The sequence below is a fragment of the Pseudomonas sp. NFPP02 genome (assembly GCF_900119355.1).
GTDB classification, from domain to species: Bacteria; Pseudomonadota; Gammaproteobacteria; order Pseudomonadales; family Pseudomonadaceae; genus Aquipseudomonas; species Aquipseudomonas paracarnis.
Map to the genome: position 1 here is coordinate 97,791 of NZ_FPJI01000008.1, position 20,754 is coordinate 118,544.

At 60.5% G+C, this 20,754-nt stretch carries 17 protein-coding genes; 8 read left to right on the forward strand and 9 right to left on the reverse strand.

From position 1 onward, the window contains the following. Positions 1–79: 79 nt before the first annotated feature. Positions 80–898, reverse strand: coding sequence for a posphoenolpyruvate synthetase regulatory kinase/phosphorylase PpsR (locus BT204_RS15545; RefSeq protein WP_003193298.1), 819 nt, complete (start codon positions 896–898; stop codon positions 80–82). A 178-nt stretch (positions 899–1,076) separates the two neighbouring features. Here BT204_RS15545 and ppsA point away from each other — a divergent pair, with 178 nt between their 5' ends. The 8 genes from ppsA to BT204_RS15585 all read left to right on the forward strand — a co-directional run bounded on the left by ppsA (position 1,077) and on the right by BT204_RS15585 (position 9,215). Continuing rightward, positions 1,077–3,452 carry a phosphoenolpyruvate synthase gene (gene ppsA, locus BT204_RS15550; protein ID WP_003193296.1) on the forward strand — a complete coding sequence of 792 codons (2,376 nt, stop codon included), beginning with the start codon at positions 1,077–1,079 and terminating at the stop codon, positions 3,450–3,452. Positions 3,453–3,558: 106 nt separating this feature from the next. After that, on the forward strand, positions 3,559–4,548 hold the full coding sequence (locus BT204_RS15555) for an alpha/beta fold hydrolase (protein ID WP_072447406.1): 990 nt from the start codon (positions 3,559–3,561) through the stop codon (positions 4,546–4,548). A gap of 229 nt (positions 4,549–4,777) precedes the next feature. Continuing rightward, positions 4,778–5,269, forward strand: coding sequence for a ribonuclease E activity regulator RraA (gene rraA / locus BT204_RS15560; RefSeq protein WP_014719488.1), 492 nt, complete (start codon positions 4,778–4,780; stop codon positions 5,267–5,269). Positions 5,270–5,294: 25 nt separating this feature from the next. Next, positions 5,295–6,290: a zinc transporter ZntB gene (locus BT204_RS15565; protein ID WP_054897192.1), complete on the forward strand. Its 996-nt coding sequence runs from the start codon at positions 5,295–5,297 to the stop codon at positions 6,288–6,290. Positions 6,291–6,376: 86 nt separating this feature from the next. Then, positions 6,377–6,622: a hypothetical protein gene (locus BT204_RS15570; RefSeq protein WP_014719486.1), complete on the forward strand. Its 246-nt coding sequence runs from the start codon at positions 6,377–6,379 to the stop codon at positions 6,620–6,622. A 2-nt stretch (positions 6,623–6,624) separates the two neighbouring features. After that, positions 6,625–7,449, forward strand: a complete 825-nt coding sequence (locus BT204_RS15575; RefSeq protein WP_003193288.1) for a mechanosensitive ion channel family protein — start codon at positions 6,625–6,627, stop codon at positions 7,447–7,449. Positions 7,450–7,536: 87 nt separating this feature from the next. Then, positions 7,537–8,127, forward strand: a complete 591-nt coding sequence (sigX, locus tag BT204_RS15580) for an RNA polymerase sigma factor SigX (RefSeq protein ID WP_003193286.1) — start codon at positions 7,537–7,539, stop codon at positions 8,125–8,127. 107 nt (positions 8,128–8,234) lie between these two features. Beyond that, positions 8,235–9,215, forward strand: coding sequence for an OmpA family protein (locus BT204_RS15585; protein ID WP_019820540.1), 981 nt, complete (start codon positions 8,235–8,237; stop codon positions 9,213–9,215). Positions 9,216–9,275: 60 nt separating this feature from the next. On the opposite strand, the gene cobA is transcribed toward BT204_RS15585, so the two are convergent. From cobA to BT204_RS15625, 8 genes are all read right to left on the reverse strand, one after another. Then, positions 9,276–10,019, reverse strand: coding sequence for a uroporphyrinogen-III C-methyltransferase (cobA, locus tag BT204_RS15590; RefSeq protein WP_057976264.1), 744 nt, complete (start codon positions 10,017–10,019; stop codon positions 9,276–9,278). Between the two features lie 10 nt (positions 10,020–10,029). Beyond that, a complete protein-coding gene (locus BT204_RS15595; RefSeq protein ID WP_072447408.1) occupies positions 10,030–12,738 on the reverse strand; it encodes a nitrate reductase in 2,709 nt (902 codons plus the stop codon). Further along, a complete protein-coding gene (nirD, locus tag BT204_RS15600; RefSeq protein ID WP_014719483.1) occupies positions 12,738–13,055 on the reverse strand; it encodes a nitrite reductase small subunit NirD in 318 nt (105 codons plus the stop codon). The genes BT204_RS15595 and nirD overlap by 1 nt, the downstream gene beginning before the upstream one ends. Next, positions 13,052–15,505, reverse strand: a complete 2,454-nt coding sequence (gene nirB / locus BT204_RS15605; RefSeq protein ID WP_072447409.1) for a nitrite reductase large subunit NirB — start codon at positions 15,503–15,505, stop codon at positions 13,052–13,054. The genes nirD and nirB overlap by 4 nt, the downstream gene beginning before the upstream one ends. Before the next feature lie 232 nt (positions 15,506–15,737). Continuing rightward, entirely contained in the window at positions 15,738–17,405 is a 1,668-nt protein-coding gene (locus tag BT204_RS15610) for a bifunctional protein-serine/threonine kinase/phosphatase (protein ID WP_072447411.1), read from the reverse strand. Then, positions 17,405–18,616: a nitrate/nitrite transporter gene (locus BT204_RS15615; protein ID WP_032903097.1), complete on the reverse strand. Its 1,212-nt coding sequence runs from the start codon at positions 18,614–18,616 to the stop codon at positions 17,405–17,407. The genes BT204_RS15610 and BT204_RS15615 overlap by 1 nt, the downstream gene beginning before the upstream one ends. Positions 18,617–18,762: 146 nt before the next feature. Then, a complete protein-coding gene (locus BT204_RS15620) occupies positions 18,763–19,338 on the reverse strand; it encodes an ANTAR domain-containing response regulator (RefSeq protein WP_003193274.1) in 576 nt (191 codons plus the stop codon). Between the two features lie 13 nt (positions 19,339–19,351). Continuing rightward, the gene (locus BT204_RS15625; RefSeq protein ID WP_054897187.1) at positions 19,352–20,551 is read right to left on the reverse strand and encodes a CmpA/NrtA family ABC transporter substrate-binding protein; all 1,200 of its coding nucleotides are present in this window, start codon (positions 20,549–20,551) and stop codon (positions 19,352–19,354) included. Positions 20,552–20,754 lie beyond the last annotated feature (203 nt).

The window sequence follows — 20,754 nt, forward strand, 5'->3', positions numbered from 1 at the left end:
TTGCGACGCTCCGCGTCGCTATTGCGGGACGCGGAGCGTCCCAGGCGGCGTTCCCACGCAGAGCGTGGGAACGATCAGATCACTTGAAGCGCCGCTCCACACCCTTCTCCACCAGAATCTTCGCCGAAATCTCTTCCACCGAAAAATGCGTGGAATTGATGTGCGCAATATTTTCGCGACGGAACAGATTTTCTACTTCCCGCACTTCAAATTCGCACTGGGCATAGCTGGAGTAGCGGCTGTTGGGCTTGCGTTCGTTGCGGATGGCGGTCAGCCGGTCCGGGTCGATGGTCAGGCCGAACAGTTTGTGTGAGTGCGCGCGCAGGGCGGCGGGCAGGGTCAGGTGTTCCATGTCGTCTTCGGTCAGCGGGTAGTTGGCCGCACGAATACCGAATTGCATGGCCATGTACAGGCAGGTGGGGGTCTTGCCGCAACGCGACACGCCCACCAGGATCAGGTCGGCCTTGTCGTAGTAGTGGGTGCGGGCACCGTCGTCGTTGTCGAGGGCGAAGTTCACCGCCTCGATACGCTCCATATAGTTGGAGTTATGCCCGATGGAATGGGACTTTCCGACGGAATAGGACGAATGTTCACTCAACTCCTGTTCCAGCGGCGCCAGGAAGGTAGAGAAAATGTCGATCATGAAACCATTCGACGTTGCGAGAATCTCACGAATGTCTTGATTGACGATGGTGTCGAAAATGATCGGGCGAAAACCGTCTTTTTCAGCCGCCAGATTGATTTGTTGTACCATGGCCCGCGCTTTATCCACGCTGTCTATATAAGGCCGGGTGAATTTGGCGAAGGTAATGTTTTCGAACTGCGCGAGCAGGCTCTGGCCCAATGTTTCGGCTGTGATGCCGGTGCCGTCGGAAATAAAGAAAGCAGATCGTTTCATTTGAGCCCTGGGCCTTAAGCTGATGGCGAATCTTGGATATGATAGGCGCGATTTTGCCGTCCCGCAGTGGGCCGCATTCTCACTTATTTTCCAGGTCCAGGCCACAAGCGCTGGCGTTAGCTCCTACTGAGCAACCCGCGTCCTGAGCTTTTCCAACACAGAAAGTGGAGAGATCACCTTGGTAGAGTACGTAGTTTCCCTCGATAAGCTCGGCGTCCATGATGTAGAGCATGTGGGGGGCAAGAACGCATCCCTCGGCGAGATGATCAGTAATCTTGCAGGCGCTGGTGTCTCGGTGCCCGGTGGTTTCGCCACCACGGCCCAGGCTTACCGCGACTTCCTCGAGCTGAGCGGCCTGAACGCCCAGATCCACGCCGCGCTGGACGCTCTGGACGTCGATGACGTCAACGCCCTGGCCAAGACCGGCGCCCAGATCCGCCAGTGGATCATGGAAGCCGAGTTCCCCGAGAAGCTCAACGAAGAAATTCGCACCGCCTTCGCCACCCTGTCGGCCGGTAACCCGGACATGGCCGTCGCCGTGCGTTCCTCGGCCACCGCCGAAGACTTGCCGGACGCCTCCTTTGCCGGCCAGCAGGAAACCTTCCTCAACATTCGCGGCGTCGAAAACGTGATCCGCGCGGCCAAGGAAGTGTTTGCCTCCCTCTTTAACGACCGTGCGATCTCCTACCGCGTACACCAGGGTTTCGACCACAAGCTGGTGGCCCTGTCTGCCGGCGTGCAGCGCATGGTGCGTTCGGAAACCGGCACTGCCGGTGTGATGTTCACCCTGGATACCGAATCCGGTTTCCGTGACGTGGTGTTTATCACCGGCGCCTACGGCCTGGGCGAAACCGTCGTACAAGGCGCGGTCAACCCGGACGAATTCTACGTACACAAGGGCACCCTCGAAGCGGGCCGCCCGGCCATCCTGCGCCGTAACCTGGGCAGCAAGGCCATCAAGATGATCTACGGCGACGAGGCCAAGGCCGGTCGCTCGGTCAAAACCGTTGAAGTCGACAAGGCCGAGCGTGCGCGTTTCTGCCTGACCGACGCTGAAGTCAGCGAGTTGGCCAAACAAGCGATGATCATCGAAAAGCACTACAAGTGCCCGATGGACATCGAGTGGGCCAAGGACGGTGACGACGGCAAGCTGTACATCGTGCAGGCTCGCCCGGAAACCGTGAAGAGCCGCACTTCGGCCAACGTCATGGAGCGCTATCTGCTCAAGGAAACCGGCACCGTGCTGGTAGAAGGCCGTGCCATTGGCCAGCGCATTGGCGCAGGCAAGGTGCGGATCATCAAGGACGTGTCCGAGATGGACAAGGTCCAGCCAGGTGACGTACTGGTTTCCGACATGACCGACCCGGATTGGGAACCGGTGATGAAGCGCGCCAGTGCCATTGTCACCAACCGTGGCGGGCGTACCTGCCACGCGGCGATCATTGCCCGTGAGCTGGGGATTCCGGCAGTCGTGGGTTGCGGCAACGCCACCCAATTGCTCAAGGATGGCCAGGGCGTAACCGTTTCCTGCGCCGAAGGCGATACCGGCTTTATCTTCGAAGGAGAGCTGGGCTTCGATATCAAGCAAAATTCCATCGATGCCATGCCCGACCTGCCGTTCAAGATCATGATGAACGTCGGCAACCCGGACCGCGCCTTTGATTTCGCGCAGTTGCCGAACGCCGGTGTGGGCCTGGCCCGCCTGGAATTCATCATCAACCGCATGATCGGCGTGCACCCCAAGGCACTGCTGAACTATGACGGGCTGCCGCTGGACATCAAGGAAAGCGTCGACAAGCGCATCGCCGGCTACAACGACCCGGTAGGTTTCTACGTCGAGAAACTGGTCGAAGGCATCAGCACCCTGGCTGCGGCGTTCTACCCGAAAAAGGTCATCGTGCGCCTGTCGGACTTCAAGTCCAATGAATACGCGAACCTGATCGGCGGCAAGCTCTACGAGCCGGAAGAAGAAAACCCGATGCTGGGTTTCCGCGGCGCCTCGCGTTACATCAGCGAAGCCTTCCGTGACTGCTTCGAGCTCGAATGCCGTGCGCTCAAGCGTGTGCGCAACGAGATGGGCCTGACCAACGTCGAGATCATGGTGCCGTTCGTGCGCACCCTGGGCGAAGCGAGCCAGGTGGTGGACCTGCTGGCAGAAAACGGCCTGACCCGCGGCGAGAACGGCCTGCGCGTGATCATGATGTGCGAATTGCCGTCCAACGCCATCCTGGCTGAAGAGTTCCTGGAGTTCTTCGACGGTTTCTCCATCGGCTCGAACGACCTGACCCAGTTGACCCTGGGCCTGGACCGCGATTCGGGGATCATCGCCCACCTGTTCGACGAACGTAACCCAGCGGTCAAGAAGCTGCTGGCCAACGCCATCCAGGCTTGTAACAAGGCTGGCAAGTACATCGGTATCTGCGGCCAAGGCCCTTCGGACCACCCTGATCTGGCCAAATGGCTGATGGAGCAGGGGATCGAGAGCGTCTCGCTGAACCCCGATTCCGTGCTGGAAACCTGGTTCTTCCTGGCTGAAGGCCAAGCGTCCGCCTAAGGTCGCGTGGTCAAAAGTGCCGGTCACTCGTTGCGGGTGACCGGCATTCTTATCTGTACAGGGCGGGAATCCTTGCGGACGCCGCCCTTTTTTGTGCAAGAGCATTATGCAAAGCAGCAGCCATCTGTTTCCTGTCGCCCTGATCAGTGCTGAACGTCGCGGCGACCTGAGTGAAGACGTCTACCGGCTCAAACCCGGTAACAGCCCGGACGGCACCGTCGAGTTGGCGGTTACCCGTTTGGGCCTGGCCGATGTCCCGGAAAACCGGGGCACGCCGATTATTTTGTTGCATGGCAGTTTTTCCAATCGGCGTTTCTGGTATTCGCCCAAAGGTATCGGCCTGGGGGCTTACCTGGCGCGTCGCGGATTTGATGTGTGGATCCCGGAAATGCGCGGCCATGGTTTGTCCAAGCGCAATCACGACTACGCCAGAAACCGTGTCGCCGATTACGCGCGCTACGATTTGCCGGCCGTGGGGGCGTTTGTGTGTGAGCAAAGTGGGCAAATTCCGCACTGGATCGGGCATTCCCTCGGTGCCACTACCCTGGCTGCGGCCTTGGGTGGGCAGCACTTGGATGCATCAGGGGTGGCCTCGGTGGCGTTGTTCGGCTGCCAGGTCAGTCGCACCCACTGGCCGTTGAAAATTCCACCGGTGGAGTGGAGCGGTCGCTTTATCCTCAAGCGCCTTGCCCATCTGTCCGGCCCGCGCTTCAAGCGTGGGCCCGAGGACGAGCCGGCCGGCGTGATGATCGAAGCGATGCGTTGGAACGGCCTGTTCGGCCGGTTTGGCGATGCCGAGCATGATTGGTGGAAAGGCTTGGCGCAGGTCGATGTGCCGCTGTTGGCGGTGAGCGCAGCGGGCGACCGGCAAGACCCGGACTGGGCCTGCCGCAAGCTCTTCGAGCAAGTGGGCAGCGAGCATCGCCAGTACCTGTGCCTGGGACGTCAGCAAGGTTTCAGCGAGGATTTCGGCCATGTGCAGATGCTGGTCAGCAAAGCCGCACGGGCCCAAGTGTGGCCTTTGGTCGAGCGTTGGGTGAACGACCCGCTGACACCCTTGCTGGGTACGCAGCCCGAAGTGTCCGCAGTGGTTTGACGAAACGCTCTACCAAGGGCGTTTCACTCTTGAATGGTTGCGGCTAAGATATGACGCGCCACGCGCTTCTGGTCATATTCAGTCGCGTAACGTGTATTGCGTTGCGCTGATCGTGGTTTGATCATGGCCGCCGCCCACCCGCAGGCGCTTAAAGAATGCCTGTCGCGGGGCGTTTTCTTGATGTACACCGTGGATGTTCGACCTCTTCTTTGATGACAGGAGTTTCTCGATGAACCATTACGTGACCCCCGACCTGTGTGACGCCTACCCGGAGCTGGTGCAGGTAGTGGAGCCGATGTTCAGCAACTTCGGTGGCCGAGACTCCTTTGGTGGCGAGATAGTCACCCTCAAATGCTTCGAGGATAACTCGCTGGTCAAGGCGCAGGCTGACCTGCCGGGCGCTGGTAAAGTGCTGGTGGTAGACGGTGGTGGTTCGCTGCGCTGCGCGTTGCTGGGTGACATGATTGCCGAGAAAGCCGCGAAAAATGGTTGGGAAGGGCTGGTGATCTACGGGTGCATCCGTGACGTAGACGTCATCGCCCAGACCGACCTGGGTGTGCAGGCCCTGGCCTCTCATCCGAAAAAAACCGACAAGCGCGGCCTTGGCGACCTGAACGTGCCGGTGACATTCGCAGGCGTGACGTTCCGCCCCGGTGAGTACATTTATGCCGATAACAACGGGGTGATCGTGTCACCCAGCCCGCTGAAAATGCCTGAATAAACTGCCGCAACCGATCGGGGTGAGGATGTTCGAAGAAGAAAACGCGCAATGGGGGCTGGTGCATGCCCTGGTGCTGGACGGTAAAGGCGGTGCGCGTTCGATTGCCCGGACTGAACTCGACGATTTGCAGTTGCAGCCCCAGGAAAGCCTGTGGCTGCACTGGGATCGCAGCCATCCTCAAACCCAGACCTGGCTGCGTAAATCCAGCGGCCTTAGCGAGTTTGCCTGTGACTTGCTGCTGGAGGAAAACACCCGTCCACGCCTGTTGCCGCTGCCGGACGCCGAGTTGCTGTTGTTTCTGCGCGGGATCAATCTCAACCCAGGCGCGGAGCCGGAAGACATGGTGTCGGTGCGTATCTTCGCCGCCGCCAACCGAGTGATTTCCCTGCGTTTGCGCCCCTTGCGCGCTACCGATGAGTTGCTGGTGCAACTGGCAGACGGCAAAGGCCCCAGGACGGCGTCTGAACTCATCCTTTATATGGCTCAGTACCTGACCAACAAAGTGCAGGATCTGGTCGCTGGCTTGTCTGAAATCGTCGATTCCGAGGAAGAAAAACTCGATGCCGACGAACGGTATACCCCGGAGCACGGCAGCGTTCTGCAGATCCGTCGAAGAGCCGCCGGACTCAAGCGCTTCCTGGCCCCACAGCGGGATATTTTCGCCCAGCTGACACGAATCAAATTGGCGTGGTTCTGCGACGACGATGCCGACTATTGGAACGAACTGCACAACAGCCTGACCCGTTACCTGGAAGAGCTGGAATTGGCCAGAGAGCGCGTGGGGCTTGTGCTGGAGGCTGAAGACCGGCGCTTGAGCCTGCGCATGAACCGCACCATGTACCGCTTCGGGATCATCACCGGGATCTTCTTGCCGATGAGTTTTCTTACCGGTTTGCTCGGTATCAATGTGGGCGGCATTCCGTTCTCTGCCAGCCCTTATGGATTCATGATTGCGTGCCTGTTGATGGTGTCTGTGGCACTGGGGCAATGGTGGCTGTTTCGACGATTGCGCTGGGTTTGACCTGAATATGACCTGAACGTAAGAAAGGGCCGATGTGACCCGATGAATTTTACCCTCGTCTTTTAAATCACTTGCGAGAGGTCTCTATGCACGATCCGTTCGAACAATCTTTGCGTGACATGCTCAATGCTTCGCCATCCAACCGTGATGACGATGCCTGCCTGGGCCGCGTACTGAAAACCGCCAACCGTCAGGTAGGGGCGGGTGACCTGTTCGGTCTGCTCGGGCGTTGGTTGCCGGCGTTGATGATGGCCCTGAACAATGGTTCGGCCCATGTGTCACCGGTTTCCCGTCGTAAACCTCTTGCTAGCACTGCTGATAAGGCTGATTGAATATGGAACTTGATCTCTGGACCCAGAGCCTGGTCACCGCGATGACCGCATTGTGGACCAAGGTGGCGAATTTCATTCCCAACCTGTTTGGTGCCCTGGTCCTGGTATTGCTGGGTTTTGTCGTGGCCAAGCTGCTCGATACCCTGCTGTCCAAATTGCTCGCCAAACTGGGGCTCGATCGCCTGATGGCGGGCACTGGCCTGACCAAATTGCTCGGCCGCGCAGGGTTGCAAGTACCGATTTCGACCCTGATCGGCAAGATCGTCTATTGGTTCGTTCTACTTATTTTTCTGGTTTCTGCAGCGCAGTCCCTTGGACTTGAGCGAGTTTCAGCTACGCTCGACATGCTGGCACTGTATTTGCCGAAAGTTTTCGGCGGCGCGCTGGTGCTGCTGGTGGGGGTTTTACTCGCGCAACTGGCCAACGGGCTGGTGCGCGGGGCCGCCGAAGGCGTGGGGTTGGACTACGCAGCGGGCCTGGGACGAATTGCCCAGGGGCTGGTGATCATCATCAGTATTTCCGTCGCGATCAGCCAGTTGGAGGTCAAAACTGACCTGCTCAACCACGTGATTGTGATTGTTTTGATTACCGTTGGTCTGGCAGTTGCGCTGGCCATGGGGTTGGGAAGCCGGGAAATTGCCGGTCAGATTCTTGCGGGAATCTATGTGCGTGAGCTGTATCAAGTTGGGCAACAGGTGCGTGTGGGCGAGGTCGAAGGGCAAATCGAGGAGATCGGCACAGTCAAGACGACCGTGCTGACCGATGACGGGGAACTGGTGTCGCTGTCCAACCGGATTCTCCTGGAGCAGCAGGTCAGTAGCCGCTAATCCGGCAAATCCTGCTAATGTACGCCGCCGCAAACCCGGGTGACCGGGTTGCAGCGGACATTGACCTGACTGTCGGCACGACTTGTTTTGAATAAAGCCCAAACGCTGTCCACGCGCTATGACCCCCGTGAGCTCTCTGATGAGGAGTTGGTCGCGCGCTCGCACACGGAGCTGTTTCACGTAACACGCGCGTACGAAGAATTGATGCGCAGGTATCAACGCACTCTGTTCAACGTTTGTTCAAGGTATTTGGGGAACGATAGAGACGCGGATGATGTCTGTCAGGAAGTGATGCTCAAGGTGCTATACGGCCTGAAGAACTTCGAGGGCAAATCGAAGTTCAAGACCTGGCTGTACAGCATCACGTACAACGAGTGCATCACGCAGTATCGGAAGGAACGGCGAAAGCGTCGCTTGATGGACGCTTTGAGTCTGGACCCCCTTGAGGAGGCGTCTGAAGAGAAGGCGCCGGCACCCGAGGAAAAGGGCGGACTTGATCGCTGGTTGGTGCATGTGAACCCGATTGACCGCGAAATTCTGGTGCTTCGATTTGTCGCAGAGCTGGAATTTCAGGAAATCGCTGACATCATGCATATGGGTTTGAGTGCTACAAAAATGCGGTACAAGCGTGCTCTTGATAAATTACGTGAGAAATTTGCGGGCGAGACTGAAACTTAGTGCGTAGCAAATATCTCTTACGTGTAGGCAAGTTCTGTTAGACTTGTCGCCGAGTTGTCCCCCGGTTTGTGGGACTGCTTTACAATCACCAGATGGGGATTTAACGGATGAAACTGAAAAACACCTTGGGCTTGGCCATTGGTTCTCTTATTGCCGCTACTTCTTTCGGCGTTCTGGCACAAGGCCAAGGCGCAGTTGAAGGCGAGCTGTTCTACAAGAAGCAGTACAACGATAGCGTTAAGCACATCGAAGACGGCTTCAACCCAGGCGCTCGCATTGGTTACTTCCTGACCGACGATCTGTCGTTGAATCTGTCGTACGACAAGACCAACCACACCCGTTCGAACGACGGCACTGGCAACCAGAAGATCAAAGGTGACACTGGCAGCCTCGTTGCTCAGTACCACTTCGGTCAGGCTGGCGTTGATAGCCTGCGTCCATACGTTGAAGGCGGTTTCGGCCACCAGAGCCGTACCAACGTTCAGGCTGACGGCCACAGCGGTCGCGACCAGACCACTTTCGCTACCATCGGTACCGGCGTGAAGTACTACTTCACCAACAACCTGTACGCTCGTGCTGGTGTTGAAGCTGACTACGGTCTGGACAACGGCAAGTGGGACTACTCCGCACTGGTTGGCCTGGGCGTGAACTTCGGCGGTAACGCTGGCGCAGCTGCTCCAGCTCCTACCCCAGCACCAGCTCCAGAGCCAGTTCCAGAGCCAGAAGCTCCGGTTGCTCAGGTTGTTCGTGTTGAGCTGGACGTTAAGTTCGACTTCGACAAGGCCGTTGTTAAGCCTAACAGCTACGGCGACGTTAAAAACCTGGCCGACTTCATGGCTCAGTACCCAGCTACCAACGTAGAAGTTGCTGGTCACACTGACTCCGTAGGTCCAGACGCTTACAACCAGAAGCTGTCCCAGCGTCGTGCTGACGCTGTTAAGCAAGTCCTGGTTAAAGACGGCGTTGCTCCTAGCCGTGTAACGGCTGTTGGTTACGGCGAATCCCGCCCAGTTGCTGACAACGCAACTGAAGCTGGTCGCGCTGTTAACCGTCGCGTAGAAGCGTCGGTTGAAGCTACCGCTCAGTAATTACTGAGTAGTAAAGAAAAGCCCGGCTCAGGCCGGGCTTTTTTTCGCCTGCGATTTGCCTCAGGCGCTTGCCGCAGCGGCGATGCTAGCCATCTGTGCGGCGCCGGCAACCTGGCCAATCACCAGGATGGCCGGGCTCTTCAGTGCAAAGGCTTTTGCAGCTTCATGCATGGCCGCCAGGGAGCTGCGGCATTCGCGTTGTTGGGGTAACGAAGCGTTTTCGATCATTGCCACCGGCATATCCGCAGCCATGCCGCCGTTGAGCAGCTGTTCGCGGATTTCTTCCAGCTTCGCCACGCCCATATACACCACCAGCGTGGTTCCACCCTCCGCCAGCGCACGCCAGTTCAAGCTACTGTCATCCTGGGTATGCGCGGTGACCAAGGTCACTCCGCGGCTCACCCCGCGCAAGGTCAAAGGGATGTCACACTGGGTCGCCCCGGCCAGCCCTGAGGTGATGCCATTGACCAATTCCACCTCGATTCCACGCTCGCGCAGCCAGGTTGCCTCCTCGCCACCGCGGCCAAAAATACACGGGTCACCGCCTTTAAGGCGTACTACGCACTTGCCCTGGCGTGCATAACGCAACATCAGGCGGTGAATGAAATCCTGCGGGGTAGAGCGACATCCCCCGCGCTTGCCGACGGTAATTACCCGAGCGCTGGTGCAGTGTTCCAGTACTGTCGGGTTGACCAGATCATCAATCAGCACGACGTCCGCTGCCTGCAGAGCCCGGACCGCTTTCAGGGTCAGCAACTCCGGGTCACCCGGTCCTGCGCCTACCAGCCACACTTTTGCGCTCATGTTGTTCCCCTTAAACACTGATGGCGATTGGCTGCGGGTTGCTGGCCAAAAGACGTTTGATTTCCGGCACGCAGGAGCCGCATTGGGTGCCGCAGCCCAGGGCCTGTTTGAGGCCATCCAGGTCCAGGCCGCTGCCGATACCGGCACACACGGCGTTTTCGCTGACGTTCTTGCAGTTGCACACAATCTTGTTGCTGGCCGTGGTACCGCCCGGCGGCGCGCTCAAGGGCGCCAGTAACCAGCGCCGCAGTTGCTCGTCGGCCCGGCCTTCCAGCCACAGGCTTTGCAGCCAGTGACGGGCCAGGGTTTCGCCGGCCAGGCGCAGGGCCGTGATGCGACCTTTCTCGATTTTTACGCGCTTGCCGATTGAGCGGCGCGGGTCGTCATAGGCCATTACCGGGCCGTCGTTGAGGCCCAGCAGGTGGTCGATACGGGTCAAGAGTTGCAGGTCGGGCGCCTCGGTATGCGCGGCGCGCACCAGCAGCGCGGGGCGTTCACGGCCAGCCAGGCTCAGGCTGACGTAGGCAAAGGTTTCACACAGTGGGCGCAAGGCTTCGAAGTGTTGCTGTACATCGCCTTCGATCAGCGCAAACAGCTGCCACGGCAGTTGCACTGCTTCCAGGCGCACGCCGCTGTGCTTGAGCTCCGGCTGTTTGGACAATGGGTCGAACGCCGGTTGAGTGAGGGTATTGACGCCGCCCTTGAGAAAGCGGTCGCCCCAGTGCATGGGCAGAAACGCTTGGCCGGGACGCACACTGTCATCGCTGCCGACGGCGACGATCACGCTGCCGCGACGGCTTTTCAGGCTGACCAGGTCACCCTCTTTGAAGCGGTGGCGGCGTAGCTCATCCGGATGCAGGCTCAACAATGCTTCACTGACGTGCCCGAACAGCTGCGCTGCCGTGCCGGTGCGGCTCATCCCGTGCCATTGATCACGCAGGCGACCGGTGATCAGGGTCAGGGGGAATCGCGCATCGCGCTGTTCCTTGGCGGCGCGGTAAGGCTCGGCGACAAATCGCGCCCGGCCCGTGTCAGTAGGGAAAATGCCGTCGGTGTACAGGCGCGACGTACCCGCTTGCGCACCCTCGGGAAAGGGCCACTGCTGCGGGCCGAGCCGGTCGAGCAGGGAGTGGCTGATGCCGGACATATCCAGGTCACGGCCTTGGGTCAGTGGCTTGAATTCATCAAACAGCTGCGCCGCTTGCTCAAAGGCGAACAGGCTCGGCAACCCCGGACGCAGACGACGCTCCAGGCGCTGTGCGAAATCCACCGTGATCGCCCAATCCGCGCGTGCTTCACCCGGTGGGTTGATGGCGCGGCGTACGTGGGAAATACGCCGCTCGGAGTTGGTCACCGTGCCGTCTTTTTCACCCCAACTGGCGGCGGGCAGTAGCAGGTCGGCATAGGCGGCGGTTTCGGTGGTACGAAACGCTTCCTGTAACACCACGAACGGGCACGCGGCCAAGGCGGCACGCACCGCGTTCTGGTCGGGCAGCGATTGGGCTGGGTTGGTACAGGCGATCCACAACGCCTTGATCTTGCCAGCCTGCACCTGTTCAAACAGTTCGATGGCGGTAAGGCCCGTAGTCGCGGGCAGTTGTTCCACGCCCCAATAGGCCGCTACTTCAGCGCGGTGTTCAGGGTTGGCCGCTTCGCGGTGGCCCGGCAGCAAGTTGGACAGGCTGCCGGTTTCGCGCCCGCCCATGGCGTTCGGTTGGCCGGTCAGGGAAAACGGCCCGCAGCCCGGCCGGCCAATGGTCCCCGTGGCTAGATGCAGGTTGATCAACGCGCTGTTTTTGGCGCTGCCAGCGGTGGATTGGTTAAGCCCCATGCACCACAGCGACAAAAAGCTGCTGGAGGTGCCGACCCACTGTGCGCACAGGCGCAGCTGTTCGACGCTGATGCCGCACAGCTGCGTGACCATCTGCGGCGTGTAGTCATGCACCAGGCGCTTGAGTTCGGCCAGGCCGTCGGTATGGGCCTGGATAAACGCACGGTCGATCCAGTCTTCCCACAGCAGTAAATGCAAAATCCCGTGGAACAACGCCACATCCGTTCCCGGCAAGATGGCCAAGTGCAGGTCGGCCAAGTCGCAGGTGTCGGTACGCCGAGGGTCAATCACCAGCACTTTCATCTGCGGGCGTTGCGCCTTGGCTTGCTCCAGGCGTCGGAACAATACCGGGTGGGCGTAGGCCATATTGCTGCCGACGATCATCACGCAGTCGCTGTTTTCCAGGTCTTCATAGCTGCACGGCGGCGCATCGGCGCCCAGGCTGCGCTTGTAGCCGACCACCGCCGAAGACATGCACAGCCGAGAATTGCTGTCGATATTATTGGTGCCCACCAATGCGCGGGCCAGCTTGTTGAAGCTGTAGTAGTCCTCGGTCAGCAGTTGCCCGGAGATATAGAACGCCACACTGTCGGGCCCGTGTTCGGCAATAGTATCGGCGAACACGTTGGCCGCGTGGTCCAGGGCGGTGTCCCAGTCGGTGCGGGTGCGCGCCAGTTCTTTGCCCAAGCGCAATTGCGGGTAAAGAGCACGGGCGCTCAAGTCGCCGGTCAGGTGCAGGCTCGCGCCTTTGCTGCACAACTTGCCGAAGTTGGCCGGATGGCTGGGGTCGCCTTGCACCCCCAGGATCTGTTCGCCGTCATGCTCGATCAGCACGCCGCAGCCCACCCCGCAATAACAACAGGTGGACGCGGTGGTCTGGCGGTTCATCAACCCGCGTCCCGCAGGGCCAGCATCACCCGGCCGTTTTCGACCCGGGCTTGATGATGGTGGGCGCAGCCGATATCCGGGGCCTGGGCTTGGCCAGTCGCCAGGTCGATCTGCCAGTTGTGCAGCGGGCAGGCCACCCGCTTGCCGTAGATCAAGCCTTGGGACAGCGGCCCGCCTTTGTGTGGGCAGCGGTCGTCGAGGGCAAAGACTTCATCGTCACTGGTGCGAAAAATCGCAATGTCACCTTTCGGCCCGCTGATGATGCGCGAGCCCAGGGCGTTGATTTCATCGAGCGCGCAGATATCCAGCCAGTTCATAGCGAGACCTCCAGTTGTTTGACGGGGATCACGTCGAATTCCTTTTTCAGCAGCGGCTGTTCCAGGCGTTCTTTCCACGGGTCCTGCTCGAATGACAACGAGAACTGCAAACGCTCATTGAGGGCCTGGCGGCGGGCCGGGTCTTCCAGCACAGCCTTCTTGATATGCTCCATGCCCACCCGCTGCAGGTAGTGCACGGTGCGCTCCAGGTAGAAGGCTTCTTCGCGGTATAGCTGCAGGAATGCGCCGTTGTATTCGCGCACTTCCTCTGCGGTCTTCACCTTGACGAAGAACTCCGCGACTTCGGTCTTGATCCCGCCGTTGCCACCGATGTACATCTCCCAGCCCGAGTCGACACCGATAATGCCTACGTCCTTGATGCCCGCTTCCGAGCAGTTGCGTGGGCACCCGGAGACCGCCAACTTGACCTTGTGGGGCGACCACATATTGAACAGGTCATGCTCCAGCTCGATGCCCAGTTGCGTCGAGTTCTGCGTGCCAAACCGGCAGAACTCGCTGCCCACACAGGTTTTGACGGTGCGGATGGATTTGCCATAGGCATGCCCGGACGGCATATCCAGGTCCTTCCATACCCCTGGCAAGTCCTGCTTCTTGATACCGAGCAAGTCAATGCGCTGGCCGCCGGTGACCTTGACCATCGGCACGTTGTACTTGTCGGCCACATCGGCGATGCGGCGCAGCTCCGAAGGATTGGTCACGCCGCCCCACATCCGGGGGACCACAGAGTAGGTGCCGTCTTTTTGAATATTGGCGTGGGCCCGTTCGTTGATCAGCCGCGATTGCGGGTCGTCCTTGGCTTCGCCGGGCCAGGTGGAGATCAGGTAGTAGTTGAGGGCCGGGCGGCAGGTGGCGCAGCCATTGGGGGTGCGCCAGTTCAGGTAGCGCATGGTGCTGTCGATGGTCAGCAGGTGCTGCTCGCGGATGGCCTGGCGGATCTGCCCGTGGTTGAGGTCGCTGCAGCCACAGATGGCTTTTTCACTTTTGGGTTTGACGTCGGCGGCGCCGCCCACGGTGTTGATCAGGATCTGCTCGACCAGCCCGGCACAGGAGCCGCAGGAACTGGCGGCCTTGGTGTGTTTTTTCACCTCATCGACACTGAACAGCCCTTGTTCCTGGATCGCCTTGACGATGGTGCCTTTGCACACACCGTTGCAGCCGCAGACTTCGGCGCTGTCGGCCATGCTCATGGCTTTGTCCTGGCCTTGGTGGCCGACATCGCCGAGTGCATTTTCACCGAACATCAGATGATCGCGGATTTCACCGATGGCGTGGTTCTCACGGATCTGGCGGAAATACCAGCCGCCATCGGCGGTATCGCCGTACAGGCAGGCGCCGACCAAGATGTCGTCCTTGATCACCAGCTTCTTGTACACGCCGCCAATCGGGTCGGAGAGCGTGATGGTTTCGGTGCCTTCGCCGCCCATGAAGTCGCCGGCGGAGAACAGGTCGATGCCGGTGACTTTCAGCTTGGTCGAGGTCACCGAGCCCTTGTAAGTGGCAAAGCCCAATTGGGCCAGGTGGTTGGCGCAGACCTTGGCCTGTTCGAACAAGGGTGCCACCAGGCCATAGGCGATGCCGCGATGGCTGGCGCATTCACCGATCGCATAGATACGCGGGTCGTAGGTTTGCATTGTGTCGTTGACCAGGATCCCACGGTTGCAGGGGATGCCGGACTTTTCCGCGAGTTCGGTATTGGGGCGGATGCCGGCAGCCATCACCACCAGGTCGGCCTGGATGATGTCGCCATTCTTGAACTGCACCGAGCCGACGCGGCCATTGCCGGCATCGTGCAGGGCCTGGGTTTGCTCGCACAGGCGAAACACCAGGCCGCGACTTTCCAGTTCGGTTTGCAGTAGCTGGCCGCTGGTCTTGTCCAGTTGCCGCTCCAGCAGCCATTCACCGATGTGCACCACCGTCACGTGCATGCCGCGCAGCATCAGGCCGTTGGCCGCTTCCAGGCCGAGCAGGCCGCCGCCGATCACCACCGCATGCTTGTGGGTCTTGGCGGTGTCGATCATCGCCTGGGTGTCGGCAATGTCGCGGTAACCAATCACGCCCTGCAAGCTGTTGCCGGGAATTGGCAGGATAAACGGCGTGGACCCGGTAGCGATCAGCAGGCGGTCATATTCGGCCTCGGTGCCGTCTTCGGCGATGACTTTGCGCTTGACTCGGTCGATCTGCACCACTTTGCGGTTGAGCAGCAGTTTGACGTTGTTGTCCAGGTACCAATCCAAGTCGTTGAGCACGATCTCTTCGAAGGTTTGTTCACCGGCCAGTACCGGCGACAGCAGGATGCGGTTGTAGTTGGTGTGAGGCTCGGCGCCGAACACGGTGATGTCGTACAGCTCGTTGCTCAGCTTGAGCAGTTCTTCAAGGGTGCGAACCCCGGCCATGCCGTTGCCGATCATCACCAGTTTGAGTTTTTTCATGTCGTTCTCCGCAATGGCTCGACAAATCGTGCGCAAACAAAAAAGGCATCCCCGCTAGTCAGCTAGCGAGGACGCCTTTGTCCTGGTCCCGTTCTCTCGGGAAGCTCGGCCCTTCGTCGTTGAAGGAGCGGCTATATGTGGGGTGTTGAGAACGTTAATGCAGCAGCTGTGCCAACTCCCTATAGCCCAGGTTTACTGGGCGTTTACACGGAGCGTCGGCGCATTCTGCCCGCTAGTGGTGCATCAGCCAGTACAGCAGCACCAGATTGAGCAAAAGCGAGGCCATCGCCAGGGTCTGCCAGACTTTCAAGGGTTCGCGTTCGAGCAAAGGGCGTGGGCGTACGCTCAATTCGCGGCGATCGGCCTGCTCCAGCACCAATAGCCATTCTTCGGCGGTTTCATAACGTTGGGCCGAGACAGCGGTCACCGCTCGTTCCAGGCTGTGTGGCAACCATTCCGGCAAGTCGGGGCGATAACGGCTGGCGCTGACGGGTTGGGAAAACCTGGGCCGTTGGAAGGCCTCGATTTCACCGTAGGGGTAATGCCCAGTCAGCAGGTAATACAAGGTCACGCCGACGCTATATAAGTCCTGTTGTGCCGTAGGCTGCTCGCCAGCGAACGCCTCGGGCGCGATGAAACTGGGGGTGCCGGGCAGCAGTTGCGCGCGGTCCTCGGAGAGCCCGGGGCAATAGGCCAGGCCGAAGTCCAGCACCCGCAGTTCGCCATCTTCTCCCAGCAGCAGGTTTTCTGGCTTGATGTCGCGGTGCAGGATCTGCCGGCGATGCAACAGGCCCACGGCGCGCAGCAAGCGTTCGGCAATCGACTGCCATTGTGCCAACGGCAGCGGGCCTTGTTGTTGGAACAGTTGGGCCAGGGTTTGCCCGGCGTATTCGCGCATCACGTAGTACAAATGCTGACGGCCACTGGCGGCATGCACTTCGGGAAAGGCCCGGCCGGCGACCCGGCGCAGAAACCATTCCTCCGATAACAAGGCCTGGGCGGCGTCGGTATCGTCGCAACGCAACGGCAAGGTCTTGAGCAGCCAGGGTTGCCCCTGGGCGTCGTGCACGCGGTACAGCAACGACTGCCGACTCTGCGCCAGCACGCTTTGCACCTGCCAGCCTTCAAAGGTTTGCCCGACTTTCAGCGGTGGCGGCAGTGGCCATTGCTGCAACTGCACCAAGGCGTCGCCGAGGGTGGCCGCGCCGAGTTGATCGATGCGCACCAGCAAGGCGCTGGCGTTGTCTTGACTACCCGCCAGGTGGGCGGCGTTGACCAGGGTGTTGACGGCCAGCTCGAGTTCGCTTTGTTCGCGCAGGATCGCGCCGATGCTGTGATCGCCCAGCGTGGCCCACACCCCATCGCTGAGTAGCAGGAAACACTCGCCCTCGCGCAATGGGCCATCGAGGAAATCCAGCACCAGATGCTGATCCAGGCCGAGGGCGCGCTTGAGCACATGTTGCATGCCCGGCTGTTCCCACACATGGTCTTCGCTGATGCGTTGCAACTCTCCGTCAAGCCAACGATACGCCCGGCAATCACCGACATGGGCCAGGGTGAAACGCTGGCCGCGAAACACCAGGGCGCTCAGGGTGGTGAGCAACGGTTGGCCGCCGCCGTTGGCTTGCAACCAGCGATTCTGCGCCAGTAACAAGCGCTCCAGCGCTTGGGCCACGCCCCAGGTCTGTGGCGTAGCGTAGTAGTCCAGGGCCAGGGCCTGCAGGGTCGAGCGTGCGGCCAGGCCACCGTCGGCGCACTGGCTGACGCCGTCGGCCAGTGCGCACAGGTAGCCTTTGCTCGCGGCCAGTTCCGCCATGGGCGTGACCACCCGCAGCGCGTCCTGGTTCTCGCTGCGCGGGCCGATGGCACTGGCCTGGGCGACGCTCAGTTGCAGGCTCATCAGACGCGGGCGGCGGTCACGGCGGCCGAACCCCAGGTGGTTCTCCAGCGCCGTTTCACCCCATGCAGGCCGAACCAGGCCAACACACCGAGGCTGGCGAACAACCACAGGGCCAGTTGATAGCTGCCAGTACTCTGCTTGATCGCGCCCATGCCCGCCGCAAGGGCGAAGCCACCGATGCCACCGGCCATGCCGATCAGGCCGGTCATGACGCCGATCTCACTGCGAAAACGCTGCGGCACCAGTTGGAATACCGCCCCATTGCCAGCGCCCAGGCCGAGCATGGTGCAGACGAAAAGCGCCAGCGCCGCGTAGGAACTGGGCAGGTTGAACCCCACTGCCGCAATGCAGATCACCGCCACGCTGTACATGCCGAGCAGGGTCTTGATCCCGCCGAACCGGTCTGCCAGGGCGCCACCCAATGGGCGCATCAGGCTGCCGCCGAACACACAGGCGGCGGTGTAATAGCCGGCGGTCACCGGGCTCAGGCCGTACTGGTCGTTGAAGTAGCCGGGCAGGGCGCTGGCCAGGCCGATAAACCCGCCGAAGGTCACGCTGTAGAAAAACATGAACCACCAGCTGTCGCGGTCGCCCAGGGCCTTGAAGTAGTCGGCCATGGATTTGGCTTTCGGCCGTTCAGGCGCATTGCGCGCAAGCCAGGCGAATACGATCAGGGTCAGCACCAGTGGTATCAGCGCAAAGCCGAATACATTGCTCCAACCAAAGGCGGCCGCCAGCACGGGCGCCAGCAACGCCGCAAACACGGTGCCGGAGTTACCGGCGCCGGCGATGCCCATCGCCTTGCCCTGGTGCTCCGCGGGGTACCACTGTGACGCCAAAGGCAGGGCGACCGCGAAGGACGCACCGGCCATGCCCAGGAACATGCCCAGCAGCAGCGCTTGTTCGTAGCTGTGGATCCCCAGTTTCCAGGCGCAGAACAGCGCCACGATCACAATCACCTGGCCAATCAGCCCGGCGGTCTTGGGCGACAGCTTGTCGGCCAGCATCCCCATCAAGAAGCGCAGTACCGCGCCCGCCAGGATTGGGGTGGCCACCACCAGGCCGCGCTGTTGGGTGGTCAGGTGCAAATCAGCGGCAATCTGCACCGCCAGGGGGCCCAGCAGGTACCAGACCATGAAGCTCAGGTCGAAATACAGGAACGCGGCAAACAGGGTCGGGGTGTGCCCGGATTTCCAGAAGCTTGATTTCATCACGCACCTCAACGGTTGGGGGTCTAGAAACGAAAAAACGCCGCCACCGGGTTCGCGAGGGCAAACCGGGTGGGCGACGTCTTTGTCGTGAAGGGGCAACCGCCGTTGGCTACCTGTGATAATTCTTTAGCAAGAGCTGAGCCAGATCAGCCGAGCAACTCGCTCATGGCAATAATCTGCTCCGCCACCTGGATCAGTTTCTGTTGACGGCTCATGGCCTGGCGGCGCATCAGGGTGTAGGCCTCTTCCTCGTTGCAGCTCTTCATCTTCATCAGCAGGCCCTTGGCCAACTCGATGCGCTTGCGCTCGGCCAGTTGCTGGTCGCGGGCATGGAGCTGGGCGCGCAGGGCCTGGTCACTCTCGAAGCGCGCCATGGCCACATCGAGGATCGGTTGCAGGCGCTGGGCCTGGATGCCTTCGACGATATAGGCACTGACGCCGGACTTGATGGCCTGGCGCATCACATTAGGGTCGTGCTCGTCGGTGAACATCACGATGGGCCGTGGCTGATCGCGGCTGACCAGCACCACTTGCTCCATCACATCGCGCCCGGGTGACTCGGTATCGATCAGGATCACATCAGGACGCACTGTTTCGACGCGTGCGGGCAGGTCGATGGTCAAGCCGGACTCATCGATCACCTCGAAGCCGGCCTCGGTCAATGCGGCCTTGAGGCGCCCGACCTTGCGCGGGGTGTCGTTGATCAACAGGATTCGCAGCATCGTCGGGCTCCTGTCAGCGCAGCGCTTGGCGATTGGCATCATCGGCCAGGGCATGCAGGTGGAAGCTGCGGGCGTAGCCAGCGGGGTCGCTGCCGTCCCAGGTCTTGCCGTCGAGCAACTGGCTGCGGCGCATGTCCGAGTCGCCTGCGTTAATGCCCAGCGCCTCGGCAGCCTGGCGATACAGTGCCAATTGCTGAACTTGCCGGGCAACGCCCAGGTAGTCAGGGTCTTCCCGCAGCAAGCCCCAGCGCCGGAACTGGGTCATGAACCACATGCCATCGCTGAGGTAAGGCAGGTTCACCTCGCCGTCGGCGAAAAAGCGCAGTGCATGGGGATCCTGCCAGTGGTTGCCCAGGCCATCGTCATAGTGCCCCAGCAGGCGCGGTTCGATGCAGGCCACAGGTGCGTCGAGGTATTCACTGGCACTGAGCAACTGGGCGGTAGAGCGGCGGTTTTCACGGCTCTGCTCGATAAACCGGCTGGCCTCGAGGATCGCCATGACCAGTACGCGTGCGGTATTGGGGTACGCGTCAGCGAAGGCTTGGGTGCAGCCCAGGACTTTTTCCGGGTGGTCCGGCCAGATTGCCTGGCTGGTCGCCAGGGTAAAGCCCTGGTTTTGTTGCACTGCGCTGGCGCACCAGGGTTCACCCACGCAAAGTCCGTCGATGCGTCCGGCTTGCAGGTGCGCCACCATTTGCGGCGGCGGCACCACCACACTGTTCACATCCTGCAATGGATGAATGCCTTGGCTCGCCAGCCAGTAGTACAACCACATGGCATGGGTGCCGGTGGGAAACGTCTGAGCGAAGGTCAGTTTTGTCCGGCTTTGGTGCACATGGCCTTTCAACGCCTCAGGAGTGATCACGCCTTGCTGTTGCAGGCCGTGGGACAGGTTGATGCCCTGGCCATTCTGGTTCAGCCCCATCAGCACTGCCATGGGGCTGGCGGCGACGCCGCCGATGCCCAGGTGTACGGCATAGATCAGCCCGTAGAGACTGTGGGCGGCGTCGAGTTCACCGCTGACCAGCTTATCGCGCAGGTTGGCCCAGGACGCCTGGCGCTTGAGGTTGAGTGTGAGGCCGTAAGGTTGGGCGAAGCCCTGGGTGGCGGCGACCACCAACGAGGCGCAATCGGTCAGGGCCATGAACCCAAGGTCCAGGCTGCTCTTTTCCGGGGCATCGCTGCCGTGTACCCAAGCCAGCGGATCGTTCATCAATACCTGCCTTTTCTGAAAAAAAAGCGCCGTTTCCCAGGCTGGCGTTACAGGCCATTGCAGGGAAACGACGCCTCTGTCCGTAGGCCCGTACCGCCGTTGGTGCGAGCCTGATACAGAGTGCATAGCAAGGCACATGCCATGGGTGGGCCGGTGCAACTGGCCGTCAACTTTCCATCATGATTGAACCTCGTGCGCCTCGC

Bases quoted from the DNA above. Each gene is read 5' to 3' on its own strand.
- BT204_RS15545 (WP_003193298.1), bottom strand. From the start codon at position 898: ATGAAACGATCTGCTTTCTTTATTTCCGACGGCACCGGCATCACAGCC.
- BT204_RS15555 (WP_072447406.1), top strand. From the start codon at position 3,559: ATGCAAAGCAGCAGCCATCTGTTTCCTGTCGCCCTGATCAGTGCTGAA.
- rraA (WP_014719488.1), top strand. From the start codon at position 4,778: ATGAACCATTACGTGACCCCCGACCTGTGTGACGCCTACCCGGAGCTG.
- BT204_RS15565 (WP_054897192.1), top strand. From the start codon at position 5,295: ATGTTCGAAGAAGAAAACGCGCAATGGGGGCTGGTGCATGCCCTGGTG.
- BT204_RS15570 (WP_014719486.1), top strand. From the start codon at position 6,377: ATGCACGATCCGTTCGAACAATCTTTGCGTGACATGCTCAATGCTTCG.
- BT204_RS15575 (WP_003193288.1), top strand. From the start codon at position 6,625: ATGGAACTTGATCTCTGGACCCAGAGCCTGGTCACCGCGATGACCGCA.
- BT204_RS15585 (WP_019820540.1), top strand. From the start codon at position 8,235: ATGAAACTGAAAAACACCTTGGGCTTGGCCATTGGTTCTCTTATTGCC.
- cobA (WP_057976264.1), bottom strand. From the start codon at position 10,019: ATGAGCGCAAAAGTGTGGCTGGTAGGCGCAGGACCGGGTGACCCGGAG.
- BT204_RS15595 (WP_072447408.1), bottom strand. From the start codon at position 12,738: ATGAACCGCCAGACCACCGCGTCCACCTGTTGTTATTGCGGGGTGGGC.
- nirD (WP_014719483.1), bottom strand. From the start codon at position 13,055: ATGAACTGGCTGGATATCTGCGCGCTCGATGAAATCAACGCCCTGGGC.
- nirB (WP_072447409.1), bottom strand. From the start codon at position 15,505: ATGAAAAAACTCAAACTGGTGATGATCGGCAACGGCATGGCCGGGGTT.
- BT204_RS15610 (WP_072447411.1), bottom strand. From the start codon at position 17,405: ATGAGCCTGCAACTGAGCGTCGCCCAGGCCAGTGCCATCGGCCCGCGC.
- BT204_RS15615 (WP_032903097.1), bottom strand. From the start codon at position 18,616: ATGAAATCAAGCTTCTGGAAATCCGGGCACACCCCGACCCTGTTTGCC.
- BT204_RS15620 (WP_003193274.1), bottom strand. From the start codon at position 19,338: ATGCTGCGAATCCTGTTGATCAACGACACCCCGCGCAAGGTCGGGCGC.
- BT204_RS15625 (WP_054897187.1), bottom strand. From the start codon at position 20,551: ATGAACGATCCGCTGGCTTGGGTACACGGCAGCGATGCCCCGGAAAAG.